Genomic DNA, 18041 nt, shown 5'->3' with positions numbered 1-18041 from the left:
TCAGCCGCCGACGGTGGGCGTGCTCGTGGTGACCTCGTTGGTCGTCGCGAGCGTGCCGAGGTAGAGCTCGATCACCTTCGGGTCGTTCATCAGCTCGCGGCCGGGGCCCTCGTAGGCGTCGCGGCCCTGGTCGAGCACGTAGCCGCGGTCGCAGATCTGCAGGGCGCGACGGGCGTTCTGCTCGACGATCATGATCGAGACGCCGGCGCGGTTGATCCGCTGGACGTTGACGAACGTCTCGTCCTGGCGCATCGGCGAGAGCCCGGCGCTCGGCTCGTCGAGCAGCAGCATCGACGGGTCCATCATCAGCGCCCGCGACATCGCGACCATCTGGCGCTCGCCGCCCGAGAGGGAGCCCGAGCGCTGCTTGAGGCGCTTGGTCAGCTCGGGGAAGAGCTCCGTGACGAACTCGAGGCGCTCCTTGAACCGCTTCGGCTTCTGGTACATGCCCATCTCGAGGTTCTCCTCGATGGTGAGCGACGGGAAGACGTTGTTGTTCTGCGGCACGAAGCCGACGCCCTTCGAGACCAGTTTGTCGGCCTTGAAGCCGGTGATGTCCTCGCCGTTGAGCAGGACCGTGCCCTGGCGGATGTTCACCAGCCCGAACATCGCCTTGAGCAGCGTGGACTTGCCGGCGCCGTTGGGGCCGATGATGCCGACGAGCTCGCCCTTCTTCACGTAGACGTTCGACCCGTTCAGGATGTTGACTCCCGGCACGTACCCCGCGTGGAGGTCGTGCGTCTCGAGCGTGTTCTGGGTCACTTCTCGTCCTTTCCGAAGTCGACGGCGGGAGCGTCGGTCGTCGGCGCGATGCTCGTCGGGGCGCCGTCCGCGGGGGCGGCCGTCGCGGGGGCGCCCGTCGCGGGGGCGGTGCTCGCGGCGTGCGCGACGGCGGGGGAGGGCGCAGCGGTGGCCGCGGCGGGCGCGTCGTCGTGATGCGGGGGCACCGCGACACCGGCCGCCTCGGCCCGCTTCTCGACGTCCTCGCGGACCAGGTCCGAGTCCATCTCCTCCGCGACCTCGAGCTGGCCCTCGATCGTGCCGAGGTCGGTGTCGTGGTGGGCGCCGAGGTAGGCGTCGATGACCGCGGGGTCGTTCATCACGGTCGAGGGCGGACCCTCGGCGACGACCTTGCCCTCGGCCATCACGATCACCCAGTCGGCGATCGTGTTGACCATGTGCATGTCGTGCTCGACGAAGAGCACGGTCATGCCCTCGTCCTTCAGATTGACGATGTGCCCGAGCAGCGACTGCGTCAGTGCGGGGTTCACACCCGCCATCGGCTCGTCGAGCATGACCAGCTCGGGCTCCGACATCAGCGCGCGCGCCATCTCGAGCAGCTTCTTCTGTCCGCCGGAGAGGCTCGACGCGTAGTCGTCCTTCTTGGTGTCGAGCTTGAACTTCTCGAGCAGCCGGATGGCCCGGGTCTCGATCGACTCCTCCTCCTTCGACCACAGCGGCCGGATGAGCGACGTGAGGATGTTCTCGCCCTTCTGGCCCTTGGCGCCGAGGAGCATGTTCTCGAGCACCGTCATGCCGCCGAGGGCCTTGGTGAGCTGGAAGGTGCGCACCATGCCCATCCGCGACACCTTGTACGCCGGGACGTTGGCGAGGTTCTTGCCCTTGAAGTTCCAGCGCCCGGTGTTGGGCTTGTCGAAGCCCGTCAGCAGGTTGAAGAACGTGGTCTTGCCGGCGCCGTTCGGGCCGATCAGGGCTGTGATCGAGCCGCGCGGGATCTCGACGTGGGCGACGTCGACCGCGGTGAGGCCGCCGAAGCGGCGGCTGACGCCGTCGGCGACGAGGATGGGGTCCTTCTTCGTGACCCCGGGGACGATTTCCTGCTCGGTGATGTCCGAGACCGGCGTTTTAGGCAAAGTGCAGATCCTTCTTCTTGCCGAAGATGCCCTGGGGTCTGAAGATCACCAGGAGCATGAGGGCCACACCCACCACGATGAACCGGATCGGTCCGGTCTGCACGGTGGTGAGCTTGATGAGGTCGTTGTTGAGGACCCCGGTGTCGATCCCGAGCGTGAGCAGTCCGTCGGTCAGACCGAGGACGACCCAGAAGATGATCGAGCCGACGACCGGTCCGAAGACCGTCGCGGCACCGCCCAGCAGCATGATCGTGTAGAGGAAGAACGTCAGCTGGGTGCCGTAGTTGTCGGGCTGCAGCGAGCGCGGCAGGATGAACAGCGCTCCGGCCAGGCCGCCCAGCACACCGCCGAGGATCAGGGCCTGGATCTTGTAGGAGAAGACGTTCTTGCCGAGCGAGCGCACGGCGTCCTCGTCCTCGCGGATGCCCTTGATGACGCGGCCCCAGGGGCTGCGCATCAGCAGGAAGACCAGCAGGCAGGCCAGGAGCACCAGGCTCCAGCCGACGATGCGGACCCACCACTGGTCCTGGTTGTAGGTGAGGATGCCGAGGCCGAAGCGCCCCTCGGGGAGCGGGTTGAGGTCGTTGAACGCCTTCGCCGCGCCGTTGATGCCCTCCGAGCCGCCGGTGACCGCCGAGAACTCGGGCGTCTTGACCGAGAGCCGGACGATCTCCGCCGCCGCGATGGTGACGATCGAGAGGTAGTCCGCCCGCAGTCTCAGCGTCGGGATGCCGAGGATGAGGGCGAAGAGGGTCGCCGCGACGATCGTCGCGAGCAGGGAGCCCCAGACGGGCCATTCGAACTTGACCGAGGTGATGGCGAAGGCGTAGCCGCCCACCGCCATGAAGCCGGCCTGGCCGAAGTTGAGGAGGCCGGTGAATCCGAAGTGGATGACCAGGCCGATCGTCGCGAGCGCGTAGGCGGCGACGGTGGGATCGACGATCTGCCCGATCGCCAGCCAGATGAAGTTGAGGTTCATGGTGTCAGCCGATCCGTTCCTTGCGACCGAGGATGCCCTGCGGTCTGACCAGCAGGATGATGATCATGAGGACGAGCGGAGCCACGTACTTGAGGTTCTCCGGGATCCAGATCGTCGAGATGTTCATCATCAGGCCGATGATGAGCGAGCCGACCAGGGCTCCGTAGGCGGAGCCGAGGCCGCCGAGCGTGATCGCCGCGAAGATCAGCAGCAGGATCGACGCTCCGGTGTCCCAGCGCAGCGACTGGTAGTAGCCGATGTAGACGCCGGCCAGCGCGGCGAGGGCTCCGGAGAGCACCCAGACCACGCGGATGACGCGCTCGACGTTGATGCCGGAGGCGGAGGCGAGGGCCCGGTTGTCGGACACCGCGCGCATCGCCTTGCCGATCTTGGTCTTCGTGAGCAGCAGGGCCACGCCCACGATGCAGACGATGCCGACGGCCGCGCCGACGAGGTCGGTGAACTTCAGGCTGATGCCGAGCGCCGGCACCGTGAAGAACGGCGCCGTGCTGTTGGGCAGCGAGAGCCGGTCCGCGCCGAAGAAGAAGACGAAGGTGTAGCGCAGCGCGAGGGACAGGCCGATGGTCACGATCATCAGCGGGATCAGCTGGATGTTCTTCTTGCGCAGCGGCTTCCAGAGCAGGCCGTCCTGCGCGAAGCCGAACACCCCGCCGAGGATCACCGCGATCGGGATGGCGAGCAGCGCCGGCAGCCCGAAGACGCCGGAGAAGAGGTACGCCATCAGCGCGCCGAAGGTGACCAGCTCGCCGTGGGCGAAGTTGTTCAGCCCGGTGACGCCGTAGATCAGGGAGGCGCCGATCGCCGCGAGGGCGATCAGGAGTCCGAAGATCAGGCCGGTGACGACCTTGGGCCAGAAGATGATCCAGAAGGTGTCCGCCGAGACCGGCTGGTTCGCCGCACTCGACGTCCCGTCCGGATTCGTCGCGTCGTTGCCCGTGGTGCCCTCGGTGGCGGGGCTCGTCGGGGCGGCGGAGTCGCTGGGCACCGGAGCGCTCGCGCCCGTGCCGATCGGGTTCGCCGTCGAGACGATGAAGTTCACGATCTGGTTCTGCGAGGAGACGATCGTCACCTGCTTCGGGTTCTGACCCGCAGCGGGGTAGCCCTTGTCGGCGGGGAGCGTCGCCTCGTCGACCGTCACGCTGAACGTGCCGGCCTCCTCGAGCGGGAAGACGGCGCGGCCGTCGTCGCCCGTGGTGAGGGTCGCGGTCGCGTCGCCGCCGAGCTCGACGGTCACGCCCACGAGGTTCTCGTTCGTGCCCTGCACGCGGACCCAGGCGATGATCGACTGGTCGGCCGTGGTCTCGGCCGTCGCTGCGGGGGCTGCCGCGGCGACGCCGGTCAGGGTCGCGGCGAGCAGGCCGAGCGCGACGATGCCGTCGCGGAGCGTGCGCAGTGTGGGGAGCCTCCTAGGCACGGGGGGCCTCCCGGTCCGTCGGATGCAGGGTCGTCGCGCGCTTGTGGCGCGTCGAACGGCTGGCTGTGAGCAAGACGTCTACCTCTCGTCAGGGTGCACAGACGGATGGGGTCCTCGGGCGCGCCCGGATCGCCGTCGTCAAACAACGTTGGTTGACCATACGTTCCGCATGTGTCGGCAGTGTTTCCCGCCTGCACTACTGCGTGACGACATTATGCGGGGCGGAGAGCGCTCCAGCGTCCCCCACACGGGTAGCGAGCGCGTCCGGAGCACATCGGAGGGGCGGCCGGGCAGGAATACCGGGGGCGTCCGCGCGCTTAAGATTGAGCATCCGGGACACCCGTGACCGGATGCGCGACCACCACCTCCGGGCCACCCGCTCGACCTCATAAGGGGCATTGATGGACCAGCCGGATCCCTTCGGATTCCTCGGACTCACCTACGACGACGTCATGCTCCTCCCCGGGCACACGGACGTCATCCCGAGCGAGGCCGACACGGCCTCCCGGCTCACCAAGCGCATCACGGTCGCGACGCCGCTGCTCTCCGCGGCGATGGACACCGTCACCGAGTCGCGGATGGCGATCGCCATGGCCCGCCAGGGCGGGCTCGGCGTGCTGCACCGCAACCTCTCCATCGCCGACCAGGCCGATCAGGTCGACCGCGTCAAGCGCAGCGAGTCCGGCATGGTGTCGAACCCCGTCACCACGACGCCGGACGCGACCGTCGCGCAGGTCGACGAGCTCTGCGGGCAGTACCGGATCAGCGGCCTCCCCGTCGTCGACGAAAGCGGCGTCCTCGTCGGCATCATCACCAACCGCGACATGCGCTTCGTCTCGCCGTTCGAGAAGGCGTCCACCCTCGTCCGCGACGTGATGACCAGCACCGGCCTCATCACCGGCCGCGTCGGCATCCCCGACAGCGAGGTCATCGCCCTCTTCGCGCAGCACAAGATCGAGAAGCTGCCCCTCGTCGACGCGCAGGGCAAGCTCGCCGGGCTCATCACGGTGAAGGACTTCGACAAGTCCGAGCAGTACCCGAACGCGACCAAGGACGAGGAGGGGCGCCTGCGCGTCGGCGCCGCCATCGGCTTCTTCGGCGACGCCTGGCAGCGCGCCACCGCGCTCCTCGACGCGGGTGTGGACGTGCTCGTCGTCGACACCGCCAACGGCGACTCCGCCGGCGTGCTCGAGATCATCCGCCGCCTGAAGTCCGACCCCGCGTTCGCCGGCGTCGACGTCATCGGCGGCAACGTCGCCACCCGCTCCGGCGCCCAGGCGCTCGTCGACGCGGGCGCCGACGCCATCAAGGTCGGAGTCGGCCCCGGCTCCATCTGCACCACCCGCGTCGTCGCCGGCGTCGGCGTCCCCCAGGTGACCGCGGTCTACGAGGCGTCGCTCGCCGCCCGCGAGTCGGGCGTCCCGGTGATCGCCGACGGCGGGCTGCAGTACTCCGGCGACATCGCCAAGGCCCTCGTCGCCGGTGCCGACACCGTCATGCTCGGCTCGCTCCTGGCCGGCTGCGAGGAGAGCCCCGGCGACCTCGTCTTCCAGAACGGCAAGCAGTTCAAGACCTACCGCGGGATGGGCTCGCTCGGCGCGCTGCAGACGCGCGGCGAGCGGACGTCCTACTCCAAGGACCGCTACTTCCAGTCCGACGTCCCCACCGACGACAAGCTCATCGCCGAGGGGATCGAGGGGCAGGTGCCGTATCGCGGGCCGCTCGCGAACGTGGCGTACCAGCTGGCGGGCGGGCTGCGGCAGTCGATGTTCTACGTCGGCGCGCGGACGATCGCGGAGCTGAAGCAGCGGGGGAAGTTCGTGCGGATCACGGCGGCGGGGCTGAAGGAGTCGCACCCGCATGATGTGCAGATGGTGGTGGAGGCGCCGAACTACCGGCGCTGATGCTGCTGGGGTTCTGAAGGGGGTCGGCGTCGGGTCGTGAGGGCGGCCCCTCTGCCCGATGGGCCTTCGGTCCATACGCCCACCACACCGGAGGGGCCGCCCTCACGACCCGCCGCCTCCCACTCGGGCCGCGCGGACCTGTGGAAGACCGAGGGACGCAGCGCGAGCGGCGCTGAAGCGCCGCCGCGCCTGCGGCTGCTGTCGGCAGCGCGAGCGCGCTGCGCCCGCCGCGACTGCCCCGCCAGGGACGCTCGGCAGCAAGGTGGGAGCGCTATCCGGCGATCCGCGTGTCAGCGGATCGGCGTGCGCGGACGCGGGACGCTCTGCGGGACGCGACCACCTGCCTGAGCCGACTGCGGCCGTGCAACGAGCGCAGCGAGGCGCACGGCGCAGGAAGCACCGCCCGACTGCGGGTGAGCGACGAGCGGAGCGAGGAGCGAGCCACCGGTAACATCGCCCTCATGGAGATCGAGATCGGGCGCGCCAAGCGCGCTCGCCGCGCGTACGCCTTCGACGACATCGCGGTGGTCCCCAGCCGCCGGACCCGCGATCCGGAGGTGGTGTCGGTGAAGTGGGCGATCGACGCCTACCAGTTCGGCACTCCGATCCTCGCGGCGCCGATGGACTCGGTGGTGTCGCCGGCGACGGCGATCACGCTGGGCCGGCTGGGGGCGCTGGGCGTCCTCGACCTCGAGGGGCTGTGGACGCGCTACGAGGACCCGGAGCCGCTGCTGGCGGAGATCCGCGAGCTGCCGGCGGAGCGGGCGACGCAGCGCATGCAGGAGATCTACTCGGAGCCGGTGAAGCCGGAGCTGGTGACGGCGCGTCTGGCCGAGATCCGCGCGGCGGGAGTGACGGTCGCGGGCGCGCTGTCGCCGCAGCGCACCGCCGAGCTGTACCAGACGGTCGTCGACGCGGGGGTCGACGTCTTCGTCATCCGGGGCACGACCGTGTCCGCCGAGCACGTCTCGCGGGACACCGAGCCCCTCAACCTCAAGAAGTTCATCTACGAGTTGGACGTGCCGGTCATCGTCGGCGGGGCGTCGACCTACACGGCCGCTCTGCACCTGATGCGCACCGGCGCCGCTGGTGTCCTCGTCGGCTTCGGCGGCGGCGCGGCCTCGACCACCCGCGCGACGCTGGGCATCCAGGCGCCGATGGCGACCGCGGTCGCGGACGTCGCCGGCGCTCGCCGCGACTACCTCGACGAGTCCGGCGGACGCTACGTGCACGTGATCGCGGACGGCGGCCTCGGCACCTCCGGCGACATCGTGAAGGCCGTCGCGGTCGGCGCGGACGCCGTGATGCTCGGCTCCGCCCTCGCCCGCGCGACCGACGCTCCCGGCGGCGGCTGGCACTGGGGCGCCGAGGCGCACCACCAGCAGCTCCCGCGCGGCCGCCGCGTCCAGGTCGGCACCGTCGGCACGCTCGAGCAGGTCCTCTACGGCCCCGCGACCGACGCGAACGGCACCGCCAACCTGATCGGCGCGCTCCGCCGCTCGATGGCGACCACCGGCTACTCCGACCTCAAGGAGTTCCAGCGCGTCGAGGTCGTCGTCGCCCCCTACCAGCCCAGCTAGCCGGGCGGCCGGCCGAGGCGTCCCCGAACGGACCCGCATCGGGCTCCGATCGCCGCGGGGAGCCCGGAACGCGTCCCCTCGAGGGCTGCGGTCCGCGCGAGTCGACCCGGACCGGGGACCGCGGCGGCGGCGAGCCCCGACGGGAGTCGTCTGACGCGTCCGCCCTCGCTCGTCCTTGCTGGTCGAGGAGCCCCGGAGGGGCGTATCGAGACCCGTCGTCGTCCGCAGGCGGGGTCGGCAGACCTGACTTCTGGTGGACGTGGATCTCGATACGCCCGCTTCGCGGGCTACTCGATCAGCGGAGGGGACGGCTCGGCGCCGGGGACCGGTGACCTGGTCCTCCGTGGGCGAACGGGGGACGGGGGTGGGCGGTGGCCGCCTAAACTGGGAGGAATCCCGAGGTCGGAGCGCTGCGAGGCGCGGATGGAGCACGCATGGTCGAGGTCCGCAGGGTCAAGCTGCCCGGTGTCGGTGTCCTGCACACCTTCCTCACCGCCGACGGCGGCAAGGTCGGCGTCATCGCGCACCGCTCGGGTCACAGCGACCTCATCACCTTCGCCGAGGGCGACCAGGACGGTGCGAAGGTCTCGCTCCGGCTCAGCGACGACGAGGCGCACACCCTCGCCGAGCTCCTCGGCGGCACCCAGATCACCGAGTCGCTGACCGCGCTCGACCAGATCCCCGGCCTCTCGATCGACTGGTTCACCGTCGATTACGACGACCACATCGCGGGCCAGCAGCTCGGCAAGCCCGCCGACCGCGGGATCGTCGGCCTGACGGTCGTCGCCGTCGTCCGCGGCGACGCGGCCAACCCCGCTCCCGCCCCCGACTTCCGGGTGTTCCCCGGCGACACGCTCGTCGTCGCCGGCAGCCCCGAGAAGGTCGCCAAGGCCTTCGCCTTCTTCCGCTCCGGCGTCTTCGCCAAGGCTCCCGAGACGCCGCCCGGAGTCTGAGGATGCACCACGGCGAAGACCTCATCGTCCTCGGTGTCCTGTTCGTCGTCGCCTACGTCCTCGGGCGGCTGGGGCGCACGATCGGCCTCCCGGCCATCCCGATCTACATGGTCGTCGGCCTGCTCGCGAGCCCGAACTTCCACCTCTTCCCGCTCGACTTCGAGTCGTCCTACATCGAGCTGACGGCGGTCTTCGGGCTGATCCTGCTGCTCTTCAACCTCGGGCTGGAGTTCGATCAGGACGAGTTCTACGGCAACGCGGGGCGCCTGATCCTCTCCGGCGGCTCCTACATCGCCGTCAACATGGCCGCCGGGCTCGCCTTCGGCTTCCTGCTGGGCTGGGGCAGCCGCGAGGCGCTGATCATCGCGGGCATCACCGCGACGAGCTCGAGCGCGATCGTGACGAAGCTGCTGATCGAGCTCAAGCGCCTCGCCAACCCGGAGACGCCGATGATCCTCGGCGTGACGGTGGTCGAGGACATCTTCATCGCGGTCTACCTGGCGATCGTGTCGGTCGTGCTCTCGGGCGAGACCGAGCCGTGGCCGGTCGTCCTCAAGCTGGTCATCGCGTTCGCGTTCCTCGTGGTGATGTTCGCGATCGCGCGCTGGGGCGGCCGGGTGGTCTCGCGGTTCTTCCGGACCCGCGACGACGAGCTGTTCACGATCCTCTTCTTCGGGCTCGCGATCCTCTTCGGCGGGATCGGCGAGGTCCTCGGCGTCACCGACGCGATCGGCGCGTTCCTCATCGGCCTGGTGATCGGCGCCACCCGCTTCCGTGCGCGGGTCGAGCGGATCGCGATCCCGCTCCGCGACGTCTTCGGCGCCTTCTTCTTCGTCAACTTCGGACTCGGCCTGGATCCCGGTGCCTTCCCCGATGTGGTCCTGCCGGTGATCGCCGCCTCCGTGATGACGATCGTGCTCAACCTCGGCGCCGGCCAGTTCGTCGCCTGGCTGAACAAGCTCGGCCCGCGCGCCGGGCTGAACGCGGCCTTCATCCTGCACAACCGCGGCGAGTTCGCGCTCATCCTGGCGACGCTCTCGCTCTCGGCGGGGCTCGACGAGCGGATCCAGCCGTTCGCCGGCCTCTACGTCCTGATCATGGCGATCGTGGGCCCGATCCTGGCGTCGCGCTCGGAGAGCATCGGGCTGTTCCTCTCGCGCCGACGGCACCGGCCGAAGCCGGCCGCCCGCAGCGCGATGGCGGAGGAGGACTTCGCCCTGGTCGAGGCGGCGATGGCGGAGGGCGGTGCGGACGAGCGCCCGCAGAGCGACGCGCCGGACGCGCGGGTCGCCGAGCCGGCACCACGTCCGCGCCGCCCGGTCGAGCCCGACGAGCTGGACGACGAGTTCCCGGATCCGATGCGGCAGGCCCTGATCGACCAGGCGATGCAGCAGTCCGACGGGATCGACTCCGACCGGTCGCGGCGCCCGCGCGAGCCCGACTACTGATCCGCCGGCCGCCGACCCGCTCCGCAGCCGATCCGAGGGTCCTCCCACCCTGGTTGGCTAGGCTTCGTCGGTCCGCCGTCGCTGAGCGGATCCGCCCCCGAACGAGGAACGCATGACGCAGAGCCGCCCGCCGCAGAGCACGGTCTGGCAGGTCGCCCGCCGCCCGCGCTGGCTCGCGGCCCTCGTCCTGGCCCTCGTCATCGCCGGGCTGTTCGCGGCCCTCGGCCAGTGGCAGGTCGGACGCGCGGTCGAGGCCGCGGCCCCCGACTCCGGGATCTCCGAGACCGTGCTGCCGCTCGACGAGGTGGCCGCCCCGTCGCGCCCGATCACCGCGACCGCCGACGGCCAGCGCGTGGACGGGACCTCCGAGCTCGTCCCGGGCGGCGCCGAGATCCTCGGCGGACGTCTGAACGGCGAGCAGCCGGGCTGGTGGGTCATCGCGCGCACCCGCACCGCTGACGCCGACCTCGTGGTCGCCTACGGCTGGACCGCTGACCGCGAGCAGGCGGAGAGCGTCGCCGAGCGCCTGAACGACGGTGCGCAGACCGCTCCGACCGCGTTCACCGGACGCCTGGTCGCGAACGAGGCGGCCGAGGTGCCCGCCGAGGGCACCGACCCGATGACCCTGACCGCGCTGTCGATCCCCGCGCTGATCAACCGCTGGACCGACCCGCCGCTGGACGTCTACCAGGGCTACGTCGTCGTCGATCAGCCGATCGCGGGGCTGGAGGCGATCGACTCGCCGGCCCGCGTCACCGACGTCTCGCTGAACTGGCTCAACGTGTTCTACGCGATCGAGTGGGTCGTCTTCGCGGGCTTCGCGCTCTACCTGTGGTTCCGCCTCGTCCGCGACGCCTGGGAGCGCGAGACCGAGGAGGCCCTCGAGGCCGAGGAGCTCGCGCAGAGCCCGGTCACCGCCTCCGCCCCGTAAACTGGACCCCATGCCCCTCGAGCCCAAGCCCGCGCAGTTCCCTGCGATCCGGAGCGCGCTGCGCTTCTACCGGGTGACCTCGATCATCACCGGCGTGATGCTCCTGCTGCTCTGCGCCGAGATGCTGCTGAAGTACGTGTTCCACCTCGAGCTGTTCGTCTTCGGGCAGCAGGGGATCGCGCACTTCGCCCCGATGTACGAGGTGCCGGGCGGCGAGTGGAAGTCGAGCGGGACGGGCGCGAACCTGTCCACCGGCATCCTGATCGCGCACGGCTGGTTCTACGTCGTCTACCTCTTCGCCGACTTCCGCCTGTGGAGCCTGATGCGCTGGCCGTTCTCGCGGTTCATCCTCATCGCGCTCGGCGGAGTGGTGCCCACCCTGTCCTTCTTCGTCGAGACCCGCATCGCCCGCGAGGTCGAGCAGTACCTCGAGCGGCGCACCGCCGCCCTCGAGCCGACGACCCCGTCCGACTCCGTGGAGGCCCCCCATCAGTGAGCAGTCCGGCGCCAGCGCGCCGCAGTCCGCCCCGCAGCCGCACCTCGCCGCCCAGCCCGTGCTCGTCGTCGACTTCGGCGCCCAGTACGCGCAGCTGATCGCGCGGCGCGTCCGCGAGGCGAACGTGTACTCCGAGATCGTCCCGTCCGGCACGACGGCCGCCGAGATCGCCGCCAAGTCGCCGGTCGGGATCATCCTCTCCGGTGGCCCCTCGAGCGTCTACGAGGAGGGGGCGCCGCAGCTTGACCCCGCCATCTTCGATCTCGGCATCCCCGTGCTGGGCATCTGCTACGGCTTCCAGGTGATGGCGAAGACGCTCGGCGGCGAGGTCGCGAACACGGGCCTGCGCGAGTACGGCGCGACCGACGCCTCCGTCTCGGCCGACGGCGGCGTGCTCCTCGGCGACCAGCCCGTCGACCAGACGGTGTGGATGAGCCACGGCGACCAGGTCTCGAAGGCCCCCGCCGGCTTCGACGTCCTCGCCTCGACCGGCTCGACCGCCGTCGCCGCGTTCGGCAGCGACGAGCGCCGCCTCTACGGCGTGCAGTGGCACCCCGAGGTGAAGCACTCCGCGCACGGCCAGGCGGTCATCGAGAACTTCCTGCACCGCGCGGCGGGCATCCCCGCCGACTGGAACTCCTCGAACGTCATCGACGACCAGGTCGCGCTGATCCGCGAGCAGGTCGGCACCGGTCGCGTCATCTGCGGCCTGTCCGGCGGCGTCGATTCCGCCGTCGCCGCGGCGATCGTGCACCGCGCGGTCGGCGACCAGCTGGTCTGCGTCTTCGTCGACCACGGCCTGCTGCGCAAGGACGAGCGCCGCCAGGTGGAGGAGGACTACGTCGCCGCCACCGGTGTGCGCCTGGTGACCGTCGACGCGCGCGAGCAGTTCCTCGACGCGCTCGCCGGCGTCAGCGACCCCGAGCAGAAGCGCAAGATCATCGGCCGCGAGTTCATCCGCACCTTCGAGGGCGCCGCCGAGGCGCTCGTGCTCGAGGCGCAGGGCGAGGGCACGTCGATCGACTTCCTCGTGCAGGGCACGCTCTACCCCGACGTCGTCGAGTCGGGCGGCGGCACCGGCACCGCGAACATCAAGTCGCACCACAACGTCGGCGGCCTCCCCGAGGACCTGCAGTTCGCGCTCGTCGAGCCGCTGCGGACCCTCTTCAAGGACGAGGTCCGCGCGATCGGCCGCGAGCTCGGGCTGCCCGAGGCCATCGTCGGCCGCCAGCCCTTCCCCGGCCCCGGCCTCGGCATCCGCATCGTCGGCGAGGTCACCCAGGAGCGGCTCGACCTGCTCCAGGAGGCCGACGCGATCGTCCGCGCCGAGCTCACCGCCGCCGGCCTCGACAGCGAGATCTGGCAGTGCCCGGTCGTGCTGCTCGCCGATGTCCGCTCGGTCGGCGTCCAGGGTGACGGCCGCACCTACGGCCACCCGATCGTGCTGCGCCCCGTCTCCTCCGAGGACGCGATGACGGCCGACTGGACGCGGCTTCCGTACGACCTGCTGGCCCGCATCTCCAACCGCATCACCAACGAGGTGAGCGGCGTGAACCGCGTCGTCCTCGACGTGACCTCCAAGCCCCCGGGAACCATCGAGTGGGAGTAGCCGCGACCGCGGTGTGAGAACGGGCCTCCTCCGGGGCCCGTTCCTCGTCATGGGCGGGTGGTCCGATTCGCAGGTGCTCCCGGCGCGAGAGCGCGCTCACCCGCGTCGGGCGTGAACGGGCGGCCGGATCGCCTGCGGATCGGACCGGGGCAGGCGGGACGGACGGGTCAGACGGGGGTGTCGAGGACGCCGACGAAGCGGGTGCCGATGCCGTCGTACTCGTCGCGGCGCCGGCCCTCCGGGTGGTGCGGCCACTCGTCGGGGGAGTGGTCCTCGCAGACGAGGAAGCTGAACTCGGGCCACCACTTCTTCGGGCGCGCCGCCTCGGAGCGGCCGCAGATCGCGCACTCGAGCGTCACCCAGACCGGGCGCCTGCCCGTGCGGTTCTCGCGCGACTGGGCGAGCCAGGCGGGCGGGTCCTGCTCGAGGGCGACGAGCTCCTCCTCGGAGAGGCGGGTGGGCAGCCCGTGGCGCGTCGCCATCTCGACGGGGATGTCGAGGCGCTGAGCGGCTTCGCGTCGCGTGATCATCGGATCACCCTAGCCGAGCACCGGCCGGGCGGCCCGGGTCCGCGGCCGGAGCGAGGCCCGCGCGACCAGCCACTCCAGCGGCCCCTGCCCGACGAAGCGGCGCCAGAGCAGCGCGCCCAGCACGGACACGACGATGAAGGACGCGAGCAGGGTCCAGCTCTGCCAGGCCGCGAAGTCGAAGGGCTCGAAGGGGATCAGGTAGACGGCCAGCGCGACGAGCTGCACGGAGTACACCGTCAGCGGCATCGCCCCCACCGCGGCGAGCGGGGCGGTGACCGCGCGGACGGCGGCGAGGCGAGCAGCGAGCGCGGTGAGCGACCCGATCGCGACGGCCGCGATGCCGCCGGCGCCGAGGATCTCCGCGGTCGTGCTCGAGTGCGCCTCGACGCTCTCCGGTCCGCCGAGAGCGAGGCCGACGCCGTAGCCGAGCGCTGCGGCGATCGCGCCGCCGATCACGAGCCAGCGCTGCGTCGTGGCCGAGCGGATGTCGCAGCGCGCGATCAGCAGGCCGAGCATCACGTAGGCGAGCCAGGAGGGCACGGGGTAGTACTGCGTCAGCCAGGTGAGCGGCATCCGCGCGAGCAGGGCGTCCTCGGGGGAGAGCGTGGCGATCCAGTCGTCGCCGGCGGTGACGATGCGGTCGACGAGCAGGGGGCCGCCGATCGCGAAGACGGCGGCGAGGACGGCGAGCACCGCCCGCGGCAGGAACATCAGCACCGCCGCGACGACGAACATCAGGCCGTAGTGCGGCAGGATCACCGCGATCGGCGTGCCGAGCAGATTCAGACCGACTCCGATCACCAGGAGGTAGAGGCCTCGCAGGAGGATCGAGCCCGTGTCCTGGAACGGACGGGTCGAGCGCCGGGCGCCGCCGGACATCAGTCCGATCGAGACGCCCGCGAGCACTGCGAAGAGCACGGCGCTGCGGCCGTCCCAGGCCGCCTCGCGCTCGACCGGGGCGAGGTGCGCCGCGAACATGCCGAGCACGGCGAGACCCCGGGCGACGTCGAGTCCGACGATGCGGGACGAAGGGGCGGCCATCATTCCTCCATCGTGTCAGGAGCGGCTGGGCAGGGGCGTGCGGCCCGGCCGCGGAACGACGACGGGCGCCCGACCGGTGAGGTCGAGCGCCCGTCGGGCCGGTCCGGATCGCTCCGGATCGGGTGTGCAGACGACTACTGGCGGAAGATCGAGATCAGCCGCAGCAGCTCGAGGTACATCCAGACGACGGTGACGAGGATGCCGTAGGCGCCCGTCCAGCCGTAGATGCGCGGGGCGCCGTTGCGGACGCCCTGCTGGATGAACTCGAAGTCCATCACGAGGGAGTAGGTGGCGAGCGCGATGGCGATGAGGCCGATCACGATGCCGATGAAGCCGGTGCGCAGACCGAAGCCGCCGCCGACGCCGAACAGGCCGAGGCCGAGGTTGACGAGCGAGAAGACCGCGTAGCTGATCATGCCGATGAAGAAGATCTTGTTCAGCTTCGGCGAGGTGCGGATCTTGCCGTTCATGAACAGCGCCAGGGTGACACCGATCACGACGACGGTCGCGAGCAGGGCCTGGACGACCGCGCCCTCGTACGCGCTCTCGAAGAAGCGCGAGATCGCGCCGACTCCGATGCCCTGGGTCGCCGCGTAGCCGAGGATCAGGGCGGGCGAGGGCACCTTCTTGAAGGCGTTGACGATGCCGAGGACCAGTGCGACGAGCACGGCCGGGAGCATCAGACCGGGGACGAACCAGCCCACCGCGGCACCCGCGAGGAGCACGACGAAGGCGAGGGCCGTCTTCGCGAGGGTGTCCTCGACGGTCATCCGGTTGGTGTCGGCCGAGCCCGCGGCCGGACGGTTGTACATCTGGTCGAGCGTGCCGGGCGACACGTCCGGGACGTCCTGCACGCGGCCGGCGTAGCCCCGGTTGCTGAACTCCGGACGACCGAACGCCGGGTTGTTGCTTGCCATGGTTCCTCTTCTCTCAGGTGCGCTCGACGGTGACGGGAGGACCCGTCGGGACTCGCGGAGCTGAGTCGCTGTGACTGCGGGATCCGCCGGCTGCCCTCTCGGGACCACGAGCGGTACGCCCACAGTATCTGAGAACATCTCTCAGAGTCTGGCTATTCCCTTCGCGGGAGCCCCGGTTACGCCCGGAGGCGACTGCCCGCGCCCGTAGGATCGCCGCATGCCGCCCCGCCCCGTCCCGCTCGTCATCGGCCACCGCGGTGCCAGCGGCTACCGCCCGGAGCACACCCGATCGGCCTACGAGCTGGCGATCGCGCTCGGCGCCGACGCCGTCGAGCCGGATCTCGTCGCCTCGCGGGACGGCGTGCTGGTGCTCCGGCACGAGAACGAGATCTCCGGCACGACTGACGTGGAGCGTCGCCCCGAGTTCGCTCAGCGTCGCACGATCAAGCGCGTCGACGGCAAGGAGATCACCGGCTGGTTCACCGAGGACTTCACCTGGGCGGAGCTGTCGACGCTGCGGGCGCGGGAGCGGATCCCGGCCGTGCGCGCCTCCAGCGCCACCTTCGACGGGCAGTTCCCGATGCTGCGCTTCAGCGATCTCCTCGCCCTGCTCGACCGGGCGGGGGAGGAGTCGCCCTCGTCGCCGCCGGGGCTCGTCGCCGAGATCAAGCACGCGACGTACTTCGACGCGCTGGGACTGCCGCTGGACGTCCTCCTCGAGCAGGAGCTGGCCGCGGCGGGCTGGGAGCGGACCGATCCGCGGCTGACGATCGAGAGCTTCGAGAAGACCGTCCTCGAGCGCCTCGCGGTCCGAGGGGTGGGCACGCGGCGCGTCTACCTGATCGAGTCGCGGGGGACTCCGCCGGACCTCGTCGCCGCGCACGGCTCCCGGGCGACGCCCTACGCCGACTTCGTCACTCCCGCGGGTCTGCGCGGACTCGCCGGGACCGTCGACGGCGTCAGCGTCGACAAGAGCATGCTGTTCTCCCGGGACGGCGCGGGGCGGGCCACCGGGACGAACGCGCTGGTCGCCGAGGCGCACGCCGTCGGCCTGCAGGTGTACACCTGGACGCTGCGCGCCGAGAACCGCTTCCTCGAGAAGGTGCACCGGATCGGCAAGGAGCCGGAGGCCTACGGCGCCTGGCAGGACGAGTTCCGCGCGATCCTGCGCACCGGCATCGACGGCGTCTTCGCGGACCAGCCGGATCTGGCGATCGAGGCGCGCGCGGCCGAGGACGAGGCGAGGGGCCGCGCCGGCTGACCCGCCGTCCCGCGCTCCGGCGCGTGCGGAGGGAACGGGGAGCCTCCGCTGGCATCATCGGGCCCACGCGTCCCGAGTCCGAGCCGCGCCCGACCCGCCCCACCCGCAGCCCGACCCCGACCCGCCGAGAGGAGTCCGACCGTGAAGACCCGCGCCCGCATCACCCGCCGCTGGATCGTGTTCGCCGTGCTCGCCGCTCTCGGCGTGGCGGCCGTCTACTGGCTCGCCGTGCTGACCCCGCAGGGCCAGGCGGCCGAGAACTCCGGCCTCCGCGGCGCCGACCTCGTCTTCGGCCGTGCCACGGGCACGGCGGCGGGGGCGCTCGCGGACGTCACGCCGGTGTCCATGATCGGCGGTGCGCTGCTGGTCGCGGCGATCGCGCTGATCCGCCGGCGCCCCGCGCTGGCACTCGCCTCCGTCGGCTCGATCGTCGTCACGGCGGGGCTGACTCAGCTGCTCAAGAACGTCGTGCTCGAGCGGCCGCTGCTGGTGGAGACCGACTCCTGGTACACCGGCGGCAGCTTCCCGAGCGGGCACACCGCGGCGGCGGTGTCCGTGGTCTTCGCGCTGGCGATGGTCGTCCCGGGGCCCGGGCGCACGGTCGTGCTCGTGGTCGGCGGCGCCGTGGTGGTGCTGGTCGGCAATCTGACGATGGCGGCCTCCTGGCACCGCGCGAGCGACGTGCTGGGCGCCGATCTGGTCGGCCTGGCCTCCGCCTCGCTCGCCTGCGCCTGGCTGTCGACGCGGGCGCAGGTGGGCCGGGCGCCGCGGAAGCCGCCGCGCCGGGCGGTGCTGCGGGTCCTGCTCGTCTGCTCGGTCGTGCTCGTGCTGACCCTCGGGGCGCTCGCCGTGCAGGGCATCCAGTACTACCCGGACGACACGAAGGATCTCACCGCGTTCGTGCTGCTGCAGGTGCTCGCGGCGGCGACCTCCACGGTCGCGGTGGTCGGCTTCGCGCTGGCCTGGCGCGGCCTGGACATCGGCGGGACGCTCACCGCGCCCGCGCGGCGCCAGCGCGCCGCCTGACCGGGCGCCGGCCGAGCGGGGCGGCGTCCCGCGGCGGGGTGTCGGAGGGGCGATCTA

At 71.1% G+C, this 18041-nt stretch carries 16 protein-coding genes; 9 read left to right on the top strand and 7 right to left on the bottom strand.

Features of this window, described 5'->3' with window-relative positions:
* From HRK28_RS04930 to HRK28_RS04915, 4 genes are read right to left on the bottom strand one after another with little or no spacing between them, the layout of a single operon-like run.
* On the bottom strand, positions 1 to 762 hold the full coding sequence (locus HRK28_RS04930; RefSeq protein WP_160087671.1) for an ABC transporter ATP-binding protein: 762 nt from the start codon (positions 760 to 762) through the stop codon (positions 1 to 3).
* Positions 759 to 1874, bottom strand: coding sequence for an ABC transporter ATP-binding protein (locus HRK28_RS04925; RefSeq protein WP_173250594.1), 1116 nt, complete (start codon positions 1872 to 1874; stop codon positions 759 to 761). Before HRK28_RS04925 ends, HRK28_RS04930 begins: the two co-directional genes overlap by 4 nt.
* On the bottom strand, positions 1867 to 2853 hold the full coding sequence (locus HRK28_RS04920; RefSeq protein ID WP_160087676.1) for a branched-chain amino acid ABC transporter permease: 987 nt from the start codon (positions 2851 to 2853) through the stop codon (positions 1867 to 1869). The genes HRK28_RS04925 and HRK28_RS04920 overlap by 8 nt, the downstream gene beginning before the upstream one ends.
* Positions 2854 to 2857: 4 nt before the next feature.
* Positions 2858 to 4288 (bottom strand): branched-chain amino acid ABC transporter permease, encoded by a 1431-nt coding sequence (locus HRK28_RS04915; protein ID WP_244231781.1) that lies wholly within the window; start codon positions 4286 to 4288, stop codon positions 2858 to 2860.
* A gap of 401 nt (positions 4289 to 4689) precedes the next feature.
* On the opposite strand from HRK28_RS04915, the gene guaB reads away from it, so the two are divergent.
* The 7 genes from guaB to guaA all read left to right on the top strand — a co-directional run bounded on the left by guaB (position 4690) and on the right by guaA (position 13209).
* Positions 4690 to 6192: an IMP dehydrogenase gene (gene guaB, locus HRK28_RS04910; RefSeq protein WP_173250593.1), complete on the top strand. Its 1503-nt coding sequence runs from the start codon at positions 4690 to 4692 to the stop codon at positions 6190 to 6192.
* Positions 6193 to 6653: 461 nt separating this feature from the next.
* Entirely contained in the window at positions 6654 to 7772 is a 1119-nt protein-coding gene (locus HRK28_RS04905; protein WP_173250592.1) for a GuaB3 family IMP dehydrogenase-related protein, read from the top strand.
* A 434-nt stretch (positions 7773 to 8206) separates the two neighbouring features.
* Positions 8207 to 8725, top strand: coding sequence for a cation:proton antiporter regulatory subunit (locus HRK28_RS04900; RefSeq protein WP_085475074.1), 519 nt, complete (start codon positions 8207 to 8209; stop codon positions 8723 to 8725).
* A 2-nt stretch (positions 8726 to 8727) separates the two neighbouring features.
* Positions 8728 to 10173, top strand: coding sequence for a cation:proton antiporter (locus tag HRK28_RS04895; RefSeq protein ID WP_173250591.1), 1446 nt, complete (start codon positions 8728 to 8730; stop codon positions 10171 to 10173).
* A 112-nt stretch (positions 10174 to 10285) separates the two neighbouring features.
* A complete protein-coding gene (locus HRK28_RS04890) occupies positions 10286 to 11104 on the top strand; it encodes an SURF1 family protein (RefSeq protein ID WP_173250590.1) in 819 nt (272 codons plus the stop codon).
* A 10-nt stretch (positions 11105 to 11114) separates the two neighbouring features.
* On the top strand, positions 11115 to 11600 hold the full coding sequence (locus HRK28_RS04885) for a DUF3817 domain-containing protein (protein ID WP_173250589.1): 486 nt from the start codon (positions 11115 to 11117) through the stop codon (positions 11598 to 11600).
* A gap of 58 nt (positions 11601 to 11658) precedes the next feature.
* Entirely contained in the window at positions 11659 to 13209 is a 1551-nt protein-coding gene (gene guaA / locus HRK28_RS04880; RefSeq protein WP_208543740.1) for a glutamine-hydrolyzing GMP synthase, read from the top strand.
* 167 nt (positions 13210 to 13376) lie between these two features.
* Here the strand turns inward: guaA and HRK28_RS04875 are convergent, their stop codons facing one another.
* From HRK28_RS04875 to HRK28_RS04865, 3 genes are all read right to left on the bottom strand, one after another.
* Complete coding sequence (locus HRK28_RS04875; protein ID WP_160087688.1) at positions 13377 to 13739, bottom strand: hypothetical protein; 363 nt, start codon at positions 13737 to 13739, stop codon at positions 13377 to 13379.
* A 9-nt stretch (positions 13740 to 13748) separates the two neighbouring features.
* Entirely contained in the window at positions 13749 to 14783 is a 1035-nt protein-coding gene (locus tag HRK28_RS04870; RefSeq protein WP_217274395.1) for a DUF418 domain-containing protein, read from the bottom strand.
* 131 nt (positions 14784 to 14914) lie between these two features.
* Positions 14915 to 15697 carry a Bax inhibitor-1/YccA family protein gene (locus tag HRK28_RS04865; protein WP_123702166.1) on the bottom strand — a complete coding sequence of 261 codons (783 nt, stop codon included), beginning with the start codon at positions 15695 to 15697 and terminating at the stop codon, positions 14915 to 14917.
* 217 nt (positions 15698 to 15914) lie between these two features.
* On the opposite strand from HRK28_RS04865, the gene HRK28_RS04860 reads away from it, so the two are divergent.
* Together HRK28_RS04860 and HRK28_RS04855 are read left to right on the top strand one after the other, a co-directional pair.
* Positions 15915 to 16958 (top strand): glycerophosphodiester phosphodiesterase family protein, encoded by a 1044-nt coding sequence (locus HRK28_RS04860; RefSeq protein WP_173250587.1) that lies wholly within the window; start codon positions 15915 to 15917, stop codon positions 16956 to 16958.
* 141 nt (positions 16959 to 17099) lie between these two features.
* Positions 17100 to 17984 carry a phosphatase PAP2 family protein gene (locus HRK28_RS04855; protein WP_173250586.1) on the top strand — a complete coding sequence of 295 codons (885 nt, stop codon included), beginning with the start codon at positions 17100 to 17102 and terminating at the stop codon, positions 17982 to 17984.
* The last annotated feature ends 57 nt before the right edge of the window (positions 17985 to 18041 follow it).

It is taken from the genome of Rathayibacter sp. VKM Ac-2835 (assembly GCF_013266705.1).
GTDB lineage: Bacteria > Actinomycetota > Actinomycetes > Actinomycetales > Microbacteriaceae > Rathayibacter.
Note: the sequence above shows the minus strand (reverse complement) of the source record. Positions and strands in the feature narration are given on the sequence as shown.